Origin of the sequence: Micromonospora lupini, from assembly GCF_026342015.1 — a bacterium.
In the GTDB taxonomy this organism is placed as follows: domain Bacteria; phylum Actinomycetota; class Actinomycetes; order Mycobacteriales; family Micromonosporaceae; genus Micromonospora; species Micromonospora lupini_B.
This window is the reverse complement of sequence record NZ_JAPENL010000001.1, coordinates 1,213,129-1,226,296: the sequence shown is the minus strand read 5'-3', so window position 1 is coordinate 1,226,296 and position 13,168 is coordinate 1,213,129. Positions and strand designations below refer to the sequence as shown.

16 protein-coding genes and 1 pseudogene are annotated in these 13,168 nt (G+C 68.7%); 8 read left to right on the top strand and 9 right to left on the bottom strand.

Translation table 11 applies throughout. The annotated features are described in order from the left end of the window. Positions 1–100 precede the first annotated feature (100 nt). On the top strand, positions 101–628 hold the full coding sequence (locus OOJ91_RS05680) for a hypothetical protein (protein ID WP_266243259.1): 528 nt from the start codon (positions 101–103) through the stop codon (positions 626–628). Between the two features lie 84 nt (positions 629–712). Then, a complete protein-coding gene (locus tag OOJ91_RS05675; protein WP_266243257.1) occupies positions 713–1,918 on the top strand; it encodes a pyridoxal phosphate-dependent aminotransferase in 1,206 nt (401 codons plus the stop codon). A 49-nt stretch (positions 1,919–1,967) separates the two neighbouring features. Here OOJ91_RS05675 and OOJ91_RS05670 read toward each other — a convergent pair whose 3' ends face one another. The 4 genes from OOJ91_RS05670 to OOJ91_RS05655 form a co-directional block, all read right to left on the bottom strand. After that, on the bottom strand, positions 1,968–2,474 hold the full coding sequence (locus tag OOJ91_RS05670) for a GNAT family N-acetyltransferase (RefSeq protein WP_266243255.1): 507 nt from the start codon (positions 2,472–2,474) through the stop codon (positions 1,968–1,970). A gap of 107 nt (positions 2,475–2,581) precedes the next feature. Beyond that, a complete protein-coding gene (locus OOJ91_RS05665; protein WP_266243253.1) occupies positions 2,582–2,926 on the bottom strand; it encodes a cupin domain-containing protein in 345 nt (114 codons plus the stop codon). A gap of 55 nt (positions 2,927–2,981) precedes the next feature. Further along, positions 2,982–3,701: a PP2C family protein-serine/threonine phosphatase gene (locus OOJ91_RS05660; RefSeq protein WP_266245278.1), complete on the bottom strand. Its 720-nt coding sequence runs from the start codon at positions 3,699–3,701 to the stop codon at positions 2,982–2,984. Positions 3,702–3,703: 2 nt separating this feature from the next. Beyond that, positions 3,704–4,510 (bottom strand): GntR family transcriptional regulator, encoded by an 807-nt coding sequence (locus OOJ91_RS05655; RefSeq protein ID WP_266245277.1) that lies wholly within the window; start codon positions 4,508–4,510, stop codon positions 3,704–3,706. A gap of 166 nt (positions 4,511–4,676) precedes the next feature. On the opposite strand from OOJ91_RS05655, the gene OOJ91_RS05650 reads away from it, so the two are divergent. Further along, the gene (locus OOJ91_RS05650) at positions 4,677–4,952 is read left to right on the top strand and encodes a hypothetical protein (RefSeq protein WP_266243250.1); all 276 of its coding nucleotides are present in this window, start codon (positions 4,677–4,679) and stop codon (positions 4,950–4,952) included. Between the two features lie 57 nt (positions 4,953–5,009). On the opposite strand, the gene OOJ91_RS05645 is transcribed toward OOJ91_RS05650, so the two are convergent. Next, complete coding sequence (locus OOJ91_RS05645) at positions 5,010–5,783, bottom strand: SDR family NAD(P)-dependent oxidoreductase (protein WP_266243248.1); 774 nt, start codon at positions 5,781–5,783, stop codon at positions 5,010–5,012. Between the two features lie 317 nt (positions 5,784–6,100). Then, positions 6,101–6,730 carry a TetR/AcrR family transcriptional regulator gene (locus OOJ91_RS05640; RefSeq protein WP_266243246.1) on the bottom strand — a complete coding sequence of 210 codons (630 nt, stop codon included), beginning with the start codon at positions 6,728–6,730 and terminating at the stop codon, positions 6,101–6,103. 110 nt (positions 6,731–6,840) lie between these two features. Between OOJ91_RS05640 and OOJ91_RS05635 the strand changes: the two genes are divergently transcribed. Genes OOJ91_RS05635 through OOJ91_RS05620 form a run of 4 tightly spaced genes read left to right on the top strand, consistent with a single transcriptional unit; the run spans position 6,841 to position 10,439 of the window. After that, positions 6,841–7,821: an NADPH:quinone oxidoreductase family protein gene (locus tag OOJ91_RS05635; protein ID WP_266243244.1), complete on the top strand. Its 981-nt coding sequence runs from the start codon at positions 6,841–6,843 to the stop codon at positions 7,819–7,821. 15 nt (positions 7,822–7,836) lie between these two features. Beyond that, complete coding sequence (locus OOJ91_RS05630) at positions 7,837–8,664, top strand: hypothetical protein (protein ID WP_266243243.1); 828 nt, start codon at positions 7,837–7,839, stop codon at positions 8,662–8,664. Between the two features lie 60 nt (positions 8,665–8,724). Beyond that, a complete protein-coding gene (locus OOJ91_RS05625; protein WP_266243240.1) occupies positions 8,725–9,975 on the top strand; it encodes a hypothetical protein in 1,251 nt (416 codons plus the stop codon). After that, positions 9,972–10,439, top strand: a complete 468-nt coding sequence (locus tag OOJ91_RS05620; RefSeq protein WP_266243238.1) for a nuclear transport factor 2 family protein — start codon at positions 9,972–9,974, stop codon at positions 10,437–10,439. The genes OOJ91_RS05625 and OOJ91_RS05620 overlap by 4 nt, the downstream gene beginning before the upstream one ends. Positions 10,440–10,474: 35 nt before the next feature. Here the strand turns inward: OOJ91_RS05620 and OOJ91_RS05615 are convergent, their stop codons facing one another. Beyond that, entirely contained in the window at positions 10,475–10,858 is a 384-nt protein-coding gene (locus OOJ91_RS05615; protein WP_266243236.1) for a hypothetical protein, read from the bottom strand. Positions 10,859–10,889: 31 nt separating this feature from the next. Between OOJ91_RS05615 and OOJ91_RS34460 the strand changes: the two are divergent. Continuing rightward, positions 10,890–11,159: pseudogene (locus OOJ91_RS34460) on the top strand (DUF6193 family natural product biosynthesis protein); the annotation flags it as partial. Between the two features lie 193 nt (positions 11,160–11,352). On the opposite strand, the gene OOJ91_RS05610 reads toward OOJ91_RS34460, so the two are convergent. Continuing rightward, the gene (locus tag OOJ91_RS05610; protein WP_266243233.1) at positions 11,353–11,994 is read right to left on the bottom strand and encodes a DUF7003 family protein; all 642 of its coding nucleotides are present in this window, start codon (positions 11,992–11,994) and stop codon (positions 11,353–11,355) included. A 225-nt stretch (positions 11,995–12,219) separates the two neighbouring features. Continuing rightward, the gene (locus OOJ91_RS05605) at positions 12,220–13,104 is read right to left on the bottom strand and encodes a maleylpyruvate isomerase N-terminal domain-containing protein (protein ID WP_266243230.1); all 885 of its coding nucleotides are present in this window, start codon (positions 13,102–13,104) and stop codon (positions 12,220–12,222) included. Positions 13,105–13,168: the final 64 nt, after the last annotated feature.

Sequence of the window (13,168 nt, the reverse complement as noted above, 5' to 3'; positions counted from 1 at the left end):
CGCCGCCAGCGGGATCATCCTCGGTGCTGCGATACTAAACCCGCATTCAGGACAAATACTGCTAGCTTGGCGTAAGTAATCCGGTAGGTGGGGGAGCCCGATGGAACGTGGATGGACCGAACGTGGCTACCACGCGCGGTGCCTGGACATCAGCATCGATCGCTCCTTCGAGGACTTCCGACGGCAGTACGAGCAGGCCGTTCCGCCCTACGACGCCGAGGCGTTCAACGCGCTGGTCGCCCGGAACGCGCCCTGGGACGACGTGCTCGCCCTCATGCGTGACCGGGCGCCGCACGACTTCCTCATCTACTGGAGCAGCGGCGACCTGCGGCCGATGATGAGGCTCGCGGGCGACCCCAGGCACTGCGTCGAATACCTGATGGGCAACCACACCACGGCCGAGCGGATGTTCCGCCACGACCCGGCGGCCATGCTGTACGCGCCGCTGCGCACGATGATCAGCGACCGACCCGACGGCGGAGCGCGGTTCGTCATCGAGCAGCCCAGCCGCGCGTTCAGCTCCTTGGGAGTGGACGCGATCCACGAGGTGGGCGTGGACCTCGACCGTGAGGTCGCCGCCCTCCTGGCGTACCTCCAGGCGCCCGTGCCGGCGGGCCTGTCCGACTAGGGCGAGTCTCCTCAGCGGTGAACATTTCTGGACGACGCCCTAGCATCGATCATCGGAGACACGGCGTTTCGCGGAGGGGGTCCGATGCGGCAGGCGCAGCGGCTGAAGAGTGTCCGGTACGACATCCGCGGCCCGGTGCTGCGCCGGGCGCAGGAGTTGGAGGCTGCCGGGCACCGGATCCTCAAGCTGAACCTGGGCAACCCGGCGCCGTGGGGGCTGCCCACGCCGGAGCCGATCGTCGCCGACGTCGTGCAGAACATCGTGGCCGCTCAGGGGTACAGCGACGCGCGGGGCATCTACTCCGCCCGCGTCGCGGTGGCCCAGCACTATCAGACCCTCGGCGTGCCAGGCGTGCAGCCGGACGACGTGCTGCTCGGCAACGGGGTCTCCGAGCTGATCGTGATGGTGCTCCAGGCACTGCTGGACACGGGCGACGAGGTGCTGGTGCCGAGCCCGGACTACCCGCTCTGGACCGGCGCGGTGAACCTGTGCAGCGGTCGCGCGGTGCACTACCGCTGCGACGAGAGCGCGGCTTGGGCACCGGACCTGGAGCACATGGCGTCCCGGATCACCGACCGCACCCGCGCGCTCGTGGTGATCAACCCGAACAACCCGACCGGCGCGGTCTACTCCCGAGAGGTGCTGCTCGGCATGATCGAGCTTGCCCGCAAGCACGATCTGCTGATCTTCGCCGACGAGATCTACGACAAGATCGTGTACGACGGAGCGACGCACCACACGCTCGCCGCCCTCGCGCCGGATGTGCCGGTGGTCAGCATGGGCGGCCTGTCCAAGGTCTACCGGGCCGCGGGCTTCCGCTCCGGCTGGCTCGCCACCAGCGGCTTCAGCAGCGACGACTCCGACTACCTGGATGGGCTCCAACTGCTCGCCAACATGCGCGTCTGCCCGAACGTGCCTGCCCAGCACGCCATCCAGACCGCGCTCGGCGGCTACCAGAGCATCGAGGAGTTGACCCGCCCCGGAGGCCGGCTGCTGGAGCAGCGCGACCACGCCTGGCAGTCCCTCGTCGACATCCCCGGCGTCGACTGCGTCAAGCCGGCCGGCGCCCTCTACCTCTTCGCCCGTCTCGACCCCCAGGTTCACAAGATCCACGATGACGAGCGCCTGGTGATCGACCTCTTGGAGCAGCAGCACCTCCTGATCTCCCACGGCACCGGCTTCAACCTCGACACACCAGACCACCTCCGCCTGGTCTTCCTGGCCGCCACCGACGTCCTCGACGACGCCGTCTCCCGGATCCGCACGTTCCTCTCCACCTACCGCCAGTAGGGCAGCGGCGCGGCACCCGGGCACGCTCCAGATTCGGCCCGAGCCACCATCACTCGGCTTCGATCTCGGTGCGATAGACAGTCATGCCGCGCCGCTGATAGTTGCCTAGCGCATTCGGATGGTCGAACGAGCAGGTGTGCAGCCAAACCCTGCGCACCGCCGGGGACTCCACGGCCGCACTGGCCCAGGCTTGCCTGATGGTCAGCGTCAACGCATGGCCACCGAGACCCGTCCCGACATGTTCCGGCAACAGCCCAAAGGCGGTGATCTCCACATCGCCGCCGGGTTGGGGTTCCACGTTCGCAACCCCCACGGTCTCGTCCCGCAGGGCGATGAACCAGTACTGGCGCAGCGGACGAGACAGCACCAGCTCCTGCCACTCGTCGTTCGTCCGAGAGGCACTCCGCCACCCGTAGGGGGACCCGACCTGAGCATTTGTGGCACGCACGAGCGGCAGGCCACCGTCAACGCGCCGTAGGAGAAGGTCCGGCACTACCTTCCCGGGTCGCAGGTCCGTGGCGTTGTTCATCTCCAGGTAGCTGACAACCTTTGCCATGCCGGCAGGCTACCCATCGTGTCGAGCAGGCCCAACACGAGCAACTCCGAAACACGGCCCAGCACCCGTCTCGACGTAGGCGCCGCGGGTTCGGCGATCTCGGCCGCCTACTCGGCCCGCCGAACCGGAGCGCGCGAGCCGTACGCCGGGCCGAACACCACAAGCAGCGCCAGATCCTCGGTCACCTCGACGAACCGGTGCTCCTCGCCGGCCGGCACGAAGATCACCGAACCCGGCCCCACCTCGGCCCCGCCGTCCGGAGTCACGATCCGGGCCCGCCCCGCGGTGACCACGTAGATCTCGTCCTCGGTGTGCGGGCTCTGATCGTCGAGACCGCCCGCCGGGATGCAGTACGTTCCCACCGACAGGTCCGGCGTTCTGAGCTGTTCGACCCAGTCGTTGGCGGCTCCGGCGGGTGCGGTCCACCGCCCCGCGCCCTCGATGACCAGCATGGCGAAAGCCTAGTTCCGCAAGGGCGGTAGGCGAATCGTCGTCGGGCCGGGTTCGTCAGCCCTGAGCCACGTCAATGACGATTACGGTGACGTTGTCGTGCCCACCTGTGTCGATCGCCAGGGCCACGAGTTGGTCGGCGATCTCCCCGGGGCCACCGTCGGAGTCGAGCGCGGCTCGTATCTGCTCGTGTGGCACGTACGAACTCAGTCCGTCGGAGCACAACAGGACTCGGTCGCCGGGCTCGAGGCGGAGCGGCGTGAGGTCAGCCGAACGGCCGTCGTCCCGCCCGTCGAGGAAGCGGGTCAGCTTCTCGGGGAGGTTGGGCACCTCCTCAGCGCCGGCGACGAGGTTTTCGTAGGTGTGGTCCTCGCTGATCTGGACCAGGGCACTGTCGTGGGAGCCGTGGCGTCGGATCAGGTAGGCGCGGGAGTCTCCGACATTCGCCACGACCGCATGACTGCCGGAGCGCAGCAGAGCGACAAAGGTGGTTCCCATCCCCGCCAGCTTCGGGTCCTCGCGGACTTTCCGGCGTAACGCCAAGCTCGCTTGGTGGATGGCCCGCCCCAAGAAGTCAGCAAGATTATCCGGATCCGCCGCGCGGTCGTACGCCTGCACGGCAGCGATGGCTGTGCTGCTCGCGACGTCACCGGCGACGTGGCCGCCGAGACCGTCTGCAACGACGTAGAGCCATTGTCCTTGGCTGTGGGAGTCCTCGTTTCGTCTGCGAACGAGGCCCTGGTGGGTCCGGCCGGCGGCTTCGATGCTGAGGGCCACGGTCATGACCCCTTCCTCGGATCGACGTCGGGCCACGGCTCCTTGGCGTTCGTGTCGCGGTGCAGGACGTGAACAGTTTCGACTCGGTCGCTCGCCACGACGTACTCGGTCACCTCGACCGGCTTCTTGTCGCCTCCCGAGGTGCCGACCCGCACGATCTCCAGTACGGGAAGGTTGGTGGGGATTTCCAGGAGGGTTGCTTCGTCTCTGCTGGGCATCCGGGCGCGGTGAATCTCCATCCAACTGATCGGCCAGTGGCCGGCGTTCTCGATGTGGTACAGCCACTCGCCCGCCGCCGGGTTCGCGTCCAGATCGGCGGCGATGTCGGCGACGCGTGGGTGAATCCACGAGATGTTGATCTGGAATGGAGCCTCGGACGCTGGCCCGGTGACCCGAAACCGGCGGAGCACTTCGGTGCCCGGCTCAACCCCGAGGAGCTTGGCGATGCGGGGATCGTCCAATGAGGCCGGAGCGTTGACGGCCGTCCCGTGACGAACCCACACCTCCTGGCCGCTCGCTGAAGGGAACGAGTATCCGGTTGCCTGCTCGTTGCGCTTGACCAGATCGCCGCGGGGCCGTCGTGGGCGCATCGTGCCGTATCGAACGGCAATGCCCCGCCCCTGGACGGCCCACACGTAGCCCTCGGTCTCCAGCAGGGCGATGGCCCGCCCGACGGTGTCGCGGTTGGCGTCGTACTCGGCAGCGAGATCGTTGAGGGTCGGAAGCCGCTTACCCGGCTCCCATTCCCCGGCTTCGATCCGCTCGCGGATCATGGACGCGATGTTCAGGTAGCGCGAGTGCAGCGGCACGTCCACGCCCTCCCCGGTTGTCCCAAGACAATCCTTGACTCTGGTTCAGATTGTCCCCACACTATCGTGTGGGTATTGTCCCCAGACAATGTGGTGCGGGTGAGGTCTGCGGGCTGGGTCACCCGACGAGACCGGTGCGTCGGGGTTCCTTCGGAGGAGGGTGTCCGTGAGTGGAAGATGTGGCGAGCCAGAAGAACTGCGTCCCGCGAGCAAGCCGTCGATGCCGGGGATCCCGCCGGTCGTCGTGGCGGAGGTGCCACAGGTCTTCGTCCTTCTCAGGGACGAGGAGGTTGTCGGATACCTGTTCGACCTTCCGTCGGGCACGATGGCCGTCCTGGACGGTACGGGGGAAATCTTCCGATCGGACTCCCTGGAGGACTTCACCAGGTTCTTCGGCCCCTTGCTGGATCTGGACATCGCGAAGGTCAGGCAAGACCTCTGACCCGCACCGCCCCGCCGTCGTCGACGACATGTCGGTGCTGGGCGGCTCCCTCCGCGGCTACCTGTCGTACCTGCCACCGTCCATTCGGAGGGTGGCGCCGGTCAGGTAGCCGGAGATTGGGCTGGCGAGGTAGGCGACGAGGTCGGCGTACTCGCGGGGCTCTCCGATGCGGCCGACGTCGGTGCCGGCGCGAATCGGGGTAGCGTTGCGCTCCACCTCCTCCCACGTCTCACCCCACCCGTTCTCGCGGCCGAGTTCCAGGAGGTACTCGCGGGTGGTGGGAACCAGGATGGCGCCGGCCGCGATGGCGTTGGAGGTCACTCCCGTGTGCTTGAGGTCACGGGACAGCGACCGGGCGAGGTTGAGTCGGGCGGCGTTGCTGGCTGCGTAGTGCGGCTGCCCCGCCGACGGCGTCTCACCGGTCACGCTGCCGATCTGGATGACACGCCCCCACCCCTTGGCCCGCATCGCGGGGACCAGGTGTCGGATCAGGCGGACCGAGCTGAGCACGTTGAGGTTGTACATGTCGGCCCACGCGTCCGCGTTCAGGTCGGACCACCCTGATTCGGGATCGTAGCTGCCGGCGTTGTTGACCAGAATGTCCACCTCGCCGGCCTGGGTAGCCACGGCCTCGGCGCCGACATCGGTCGTGAGGTCGCCGATCACGGCCTGCCCGCCTACCTTCTGGGCGGTCTGCTCCGTACGGGCCTGGTCCCGGCCGTGCACCACCACGGCAACGCCTTCGCCGGCCAGGACCGCCGCGATCTCGGCGCCGAGACCGCTGCTCGCGCCGGTAACCAGAGCGCGCTTGCCGGCAAGCTGCAGATCCATTGTCTTCCCCCGTCATCTCCGGAAACGGTCGAGCCGCTGCTCGGCGCTGTCACGGACTGTGGCGCGTAAATAATGGACCGGCAAGTCCAGAAACGGTTGCCGACAAGCCGCGCGCAGCCGCAGGGCCCGCCTGTCGGCGCCCCTCGCGAGCCTGGTCGAACGTGGGACGGTTCGCGGTGATATCGAGCGAGTTGAGGTCGTGTGCGGACCTGACTGGCCGGGGGGAACCGTGACGGTCAGGTTGAGCGAGCGGGTCTCCCCGCTGGTGTAGGTGGTCGTGACTCGGGCGGTGAAGGACCCCTTGCGCGGGTGACGCGCTACGGGTGGGTGGAGGTCAGTGCATCCCACGCCGCCATCGCGCAGGTGATGACCGGTTCCAACTCCGCTCGTGTGGCGCCGTCGCGCGCCTGCACGGACAGGCCCTGCACCACTGTGGCGTAGTAGCGGGCGAGGGCGTCGAGCGCGACGGACGACGTGGTGAACTCACCGTCGGCAACACCGCGCGCAAGCCGCTCCTTGATGGCACTGTGCTGGCCGCGCCGTCCGTCGGCGAGGAACTCCCGGACCGCATGGTTCTCCGCCGCTCCGGTGGGCGCAGCCAGGACGAGCATGCAGTAGTGCGGCTTCCCCGCGCGGGTGATTTCATCTGCGGTGGCGCGCAGCATGGCGTTGATCGCGGCCCGGGCGGTCGGCTGCTCCCGCAGCGCGCGTCGGGGCGGCTCGCCTGAGGTCGTGCCGTAGAGCGCCATGACCTTACGAAACAGGTCTTCCTTGCTGCCGAAGCAGGCGTAGATGCTCCCCGAGGCGATTCCCATGGCCTGCGCCAGGTCGCTCAGTGAGGTGCCTTCGTAACCCCGTTCCCAGAACACCTCAAGCGCCCGGTGCAGAGCCGTGTTCGGGTCGAAGGTGCGCGGCCTGCCGCGTGCTGCCATCAGACGGTTCTCCATATTTCTTTGTCGACCGACCAAGATTACCTTGACCTCCATCACGCAGCCATGCAGGATTTGTTGGTCGTTCGACCAATAAGGAGTCGGTTGCCGTGAGTACTCCCTCGACCATGCGCGCCCTGCAGCAGAGTTCTCTGACGGGCCCTGGAGACCTGCGCCTGATCACCGACGCGCCCGTACCGAAGCCAGGCCCCGGCGAGGCCGTGATCCGAGTCGTCGCCGCCGGCGTCAACTTCGTCGACATTTCACAGGCTCACGGCACGTTCGCGGGCGGCCCGCAGCCGCCGTATCTCGCCGGCATCGAAGGCGCCGGTGAAGTCACCGCCGTCGGCGAGGGAGTGACCGGTCTGGAAGTCGGCACTCACGTCGTCGGTGTCTCGATCGGAGGTGGCGCATTCGCCGAGTACATGCTGCTGCCCGCAGCCGCGGCGGTCCCCGTCCCGCCGGGCTGGACCGACGAGCAGGCGCTGGGCCTGCTCGTGAACTGGCCTACCGCACTGGCTGCGCTCAAGCCCCTGGGCGGGGTCGTCGCGGGGCAGACCGTGTTGATCCACGCTGCTGCCGGCGGAACCGGTCAAGCTGCGGTGACGATCGCCAAGCACTACGGCGCGACAGTGATTGCCACTGCCTCACTCGGCAAACACGAGGCGGTACGAGCCCTGGGCGCCGACCACGTCGTCGACTCCCGTAGCAGCGACCTGGCCGCCGACGTCCTGCGACTGACCGGAGGCGCAGGCGTCGATGTGGTGCTGGAGTCGGTGGGTGGAGCCACCCTTGACGTCAGTTTGGCCGCGGCCAAGCGGGTCACCGGTCGGGTCGTCGTCTACGGCCTGGCTGGCGGAGAAGCCGCGATCACCAACTGGGATCTGGTCTACAAGCACCAGGTCCACGTCATCGGCCTCAATATCGGCATTCTCATCCAGGCCGCACCGCACATCTTCGGTGAGCTCATGGGTGAGCTGTTCGGCCTCATCGCCGCCGGGGTGCTCGGGCCCGGGCAGCCCACCACCTATGAGCTCGCCGAGGGGCCCAAGGCACTCGCGGACCTGGAAGCACGGGCTACCGTGGGCAAGCTCGCGCTACGACTCTGAGCGAGGAGCCCACGAGTGCACGTCAGCCTGGCCACGAGCGCCGGTGGGGCCGGTCGGCCGAACGAGGACTTCATCGGGGCTGTTCCGGGCGCGGTCGTGCTGCTGGACGGCGCCGGCATTCCGGGCGCCGAAGGGCTCTGCGCGCACGGAGTCGCCTGGTACACCCACCGTCTCAGCAGCACGCTGCTCGGTGGCCTGTCGCGAGACGACGGACGGGACCTCGCGGACATCCTCGCCAGCGCCATCGGCGAGATCGCCGTCGCGCACAGTGCCACGTGCGACATCGCGAACCCCAGCAGCCCGCAGGCCACCGTCCTGATGGTCCGCGCCCACCGGGGACGCCTGGACCATCTCCTGCTCGCGGACTCGTTTCTGGTCCTCGACCATGTCGGCGGTGGCCCGCAGGTGGTCACCGACGAACGCGAGGTGATCGCCAGGCGGGGGTGCTCAGCGCCGCTGAGCGGCGTCACACCCGGAACACCCGCGTACGACCGCGTCCGCGCCTCCTGCGCCGTGGCCCTGCGCGCGCGCCGTAACCGGCCGGGCGGCTACTGGATCGCCAAGGACGACCCACGCGCGGCGCGGGAGGCGGTGACCGGCAGCCACGCCCTTGACGACCTCAACGGGATCGCGTTGCTCAGCAACGGCGCCAGCCGGATCGTCAGCCCGTACGGGTTGACCGACTGGCCCGGCGTACTGGAGCTGCTCACCAGCCACGGCCCGTCCGGCGTCATCGACCGTGTCCGGCAGATCGAAGCCCAGAGGGACCCTGGGCCTGACGCTCAGGTCCCGGACGATGCCACAGTGGCCCACTGGACGGACCTGCCACACCACCGAGGGTGAGACAGCTGGGACGGCCGACGGGGGCAGCGGACGCCCGCCGGTCGGTGGCAGGATCTGCCGATGCGCGTTCTCTTCGACGGCCCGGCTCCGGTCGACTACGGGCAGATCTACGTGACGAGTCGCGAGCTGCCGAACATGGAGGGGGCGTTCGCCGGGCAGGCGAACGGCCTCTGCGGGGCCGGCGAGCCGGACGCACTGTTCCTGATGACCGGCACGCACTCCGGGCGGGTCCACTTCCGGATCGAGGTGTACGACGGTGAGCCGTCGGCCGCGGCGGAGGAGTGGGAGGAGGTGGTGGAGGTGTCGTTTCGGCCGAGGGACGCGGTGGTCGACCTGGTTCCCTGGGGCGACGGGTCACTCGCCAAGCTGCCGCTGATCCCCGAAGGACAGGACACCGGCCTGCTGCCGGCCTACCGCGTGCGGTACTGCGCCACGGGCATGGACGAGGGGAGCGACCCGTTCGGCGGGCTCGACCCCGACGAGCTGGACGACGGCGACTACACGTACATGGATCGGCGGCCGGACCGCTACCTGCTGTGCTTCTGGCCGGAGGGCTCGCCAGGCGGCGACCCGAGCGACGCCGTGGCGCGCGCCGACGCGATCCTGCGCCAGACCAGCCAAGCCGCTGCCTACTGGCACGGCTGGGCAGCCGGGCTACCGCCCGCGCCGAGCCTGTGGGAGCAGGTCGAAGCCGAGCAGCTCAGGCGGTCGGAGCGGGAACGTCGCGACGAGGAGTACCGCAGGCGGGATGAGCTGCGGCGCTGGGGTGGACGTCTGCCGACCGAGCGGCTCCGACAGGTTCGCGGCAACGTTCACGGCATCGTTCTGCTGGACCGGGACCTGGTCGACGGGGTGGCCGCTGCCGAGGCCGCCGTGCAGCGGCAGATCGCGATCTGGGCGGCACGACGGGCGCTCACCCTCGCCGGCATCGCCGACCTCGACTGGATGACGCCGGCGTGGACGGCACTTGACCGAGGGCTGCCGCTACCCGCCGAGTTCGCCGACCCCCGAGCGCTGTGGACGCGGGTCCTGGGCGAGCCGCCCGTCACGTTCTCCCTCGTCTCGCTGCGCCCGGCGGGCCACGGCCCGGCCGACCCGCTCGGCGCGGTTCTCGACGCCCCGGTGAACCCGATCGCGATGGCGCTGCCGGCAGTCGTGGCCGCCGGTGAGTCGGACCCGCTCCAGGCCGCGTTGGAGGCGCTCTGGGCGGCGGTCAGCACCTACGCCGCGCGGCGGAACGAGTTCCTGGCGGACGTGCGCCGGGCCTTTCCCGTCATCGCCATCGACAAATCAGAAGGAAGCCCGGAATGAGCAGCCCACGCGAGACCTTCCTCCGACTGGTGAACGGCGTCTGCGACGGTCCGTTCGAGGACCTGGCCGACCTGTACGCCGAGCAGACCCATGTCACGCATCCGTTCCACCCGCTCAACCCGCCGCCGCTGCGGAGCCGCCGCGAACTGCACGAGCACTTCACCGCGTCGCCTCCGGTCAGCCGGACGCTGAACCGCAAGCCGGTCGGCGTGACGATCCATGAAACGGCGGACCCGGAGGTGATTGTCGCCGAGTTCGCCTATCAGGGGCGGGTCGCCGAGACGGGCGAGGCATTCACGGTGCCGTGCGTCTTCGTGATGCGGATCCGCGATGGACTCATCATCGAGTCCCGCGACTACATCGACCACGTCGCCAGCGCGCGGGCCTGGGGTCAACTCGACAGTCTGTTGACCGCGCTCCGGCCGCAGCCGAGCACCACCAACGAGGGCGCGGCCCGCCCCTGATGTCACGCCCGACGCCCTGCACACCCCTGATGCCACTACCAGATGATGACGCCGCCGCCCACCGCCCTGGCGCGCTCCACGGCGTGACGCATGTTGGCCAGGTATCGGAGGATGCGTTCCCCGTCGTAACCAGTCGCGGCGGACAGGCGCTCGACGTTGTCCGCCAAGAGCCCGCACTCCCGCTCGAAGGCGTCGAGCTGGCCCGGAGAGACCTGGAGATTCCCACGGTTCTCGACAGTGATGTCGGCGAGCTGCGGCAGGAGCGTCGCACCGAGACGCCGAGCGGCCGCGGAACCCCACAACGTGTGACGAAAGGCTTCAGCTCCTACGGCAGTGCTGGTGTCAGGCGGGTCCGCGAGGACATTCCGACCGGCGTGGGCGTCGTCGTCAGGTGTCCACACGAAGATATCGAGGCTCACTCCACACGCTCCCCAGATCTGTGAGCACGCCATGGTAAGCGGGCGCGACGCCGCGGGAGAGGATGCCCCGATGGACGAAAAGATTGAGGCCGCCCAATCGTGGCGCGAGCTCCTTGACGACACACCTGGCTGGTGGTCAGGCGATCCGGTCGTGAAAGCCGCCTACGAAGACCCGACCCTGCGAACGCTCTTCCCGCTTCCCACACACGGGACGCTGAAGTTCTTCAGGACCGCGCGGCAACCGTACCCAGCTGGCCCGAGGGAGGAGCTGCCCTTCATCGTCTGCGGCGGCCCTCCCTACCGGGTTTCACCCCAGGCTATGAACAGCTTGTCGGTGAGGCCACAACAGCGGCGGAAGCCGTGGAGCTCGTCGTCGCGAGCCTTCCCGAGCCGGCGTCCCCCGACTCTGGGCACTGATCTGCCGACTCAGTCGTACCAGTCGAGCTGGTGTCGGGCACGCTGGCACGTCGCCCGTGCCGCACGGCCCTGGGGCGCTACAGGCTCCCGGACTCCGGCCAGTGGGACCAGTGTGTGTTGGGTGGCAGGTCCGGTGCGTACCGACTCGCGTCCCCTGTCGTCAGCACGTCGGCGAGCTGGCGGAAGGTCACTGACTGACTGGGAAGGGTGTCCTGGGCGACGTCTGGGTGGTGCCACTGATCCAACCGCAGGATCTCCGGGAGGTCGGCAGGAATCCGCCGCCGCAGCTCGACCTCGTCGGCCAGGAGCAGCTCCCGGTGGTCGGGAACGAGCCGGCGAAGCACGTCGACAAGTTCCTCGCCCGGCTCGGCTGCTACCGGGATCCGCCGGCCTCGTACCACTATCGAGTCTCCGCAGTAGATCTCGGGCTCGTCGACGTCCTCGATCTCGTCGGGGTTGTCGACGCGATTCAGGAAGTCCTCGTTGTCGTAGCCCGGCTGCCCCTCGGTGAGACAGTTGCCGAAGACGTGCAGGATGTCGATGAGGTTGCCGGCCCTCGGCGAGTAACCCACCGCCTCGACGATGAGCGCCCACCGGTGCGCGTCACGGTAGGCGTGCAGCCGCGCATCGACCGCGTAGTAGTAGCCGTTGCCCAGGTCCGGGAAACTGAAGTCTCCGGCCGCGGTGTCGAGCTGGTCGAGAATCTCGCCGGAGCGCATGGCCGTGCAGTGTAACGGCTCGTCCGGCGTGATCCGTAAGGTCTTCCGGACGGCCTGACGTATCGACGTGTGTCACCCTCATTCTGGATTGAGTCGGGTTTCGAGCCGCTCCCTAAACGCCGTCCCGGAGGGACGCTCCCCGGCGACCGAGCTCAACAGCCTCCACAGCTGGCCGGAGGGCCGCTGCCTCACCTACCGGGCCAGCTGACGGCCGGCCGCCAGCGATCATGCCTTCGGTCGCCCTGGCCCCGGCGCGAGCCGACCGTTGGGCATGTGCACGACCCGGAGGAAGGCGGGCAGCCGCCACGGCCTCGGCCCGCCGATGACGACGTCGCGCCGCAGCACCGCCTGAGCGACGCTGATCCGGCCGAACATCATCAGGTTGAACCGGGCGGGCTCGAACCGTACGCGCACGTCGAACGGGCCGTCGGGCGGTGCGATCCACACCCTGCGGTCGCCGAGCGTCAGCGTCGTGGGCGGCGTGAACCGGGATCGGAACTGCACCGACACGTGGTGGCGAGGCATCGGCAGCGCGGTGTTCAGCAGCACCCCGTACGAGTCGCGCAGCATGTCGAACATGAACAGGTCCCAGTAGAGCGCTGCGTGCTCGTCCGGCATCGGCCACGGACGCCGCAGCGTCCGCGCGATGTCCCAGCCGTGCACGAGCAGCTCGTTTGTCAGATGGGCGAACAGACCGCCGACCGTCACGCGCGCGTTGCCCAGCCAACTCACCGCCGTCCGCGGATGCACAGTCGTGGCCAGGAGGTGAGCGACCGCGGTGTCGAGCTGCGACAGCAGGACTCGCGGATCCCGCTCGGCGAAGTGGGCGAGGACGTGGTTGTTGACGTCGGTCACCGTGTCGACGTTCGTGACGGCGAGCATGTCCTCCAGGCCCGGCACCCGGATGGGGACCTCGGTGCCCTCCAGTCGGGACACGTACAGCACCGCGATCGACACCACGTGCGCGACGGTGTCGGCCAGAGTCCAGTCGGCGGTGACCTTGACCGTGGGCGACGGGGCCGTGGCAACCATGTCGGCGAACCGGTCGGCAGCGGCCCGCAGTGCCGTGTTGGCCACACTCCAGCGGCCCAGACCTGCCGTCTCACTCACGTCGAGCAGTATCGGCCAATCGCTGGGCGGCGACTTCTTCGAACGTGCGCTCGTTGGACACGGC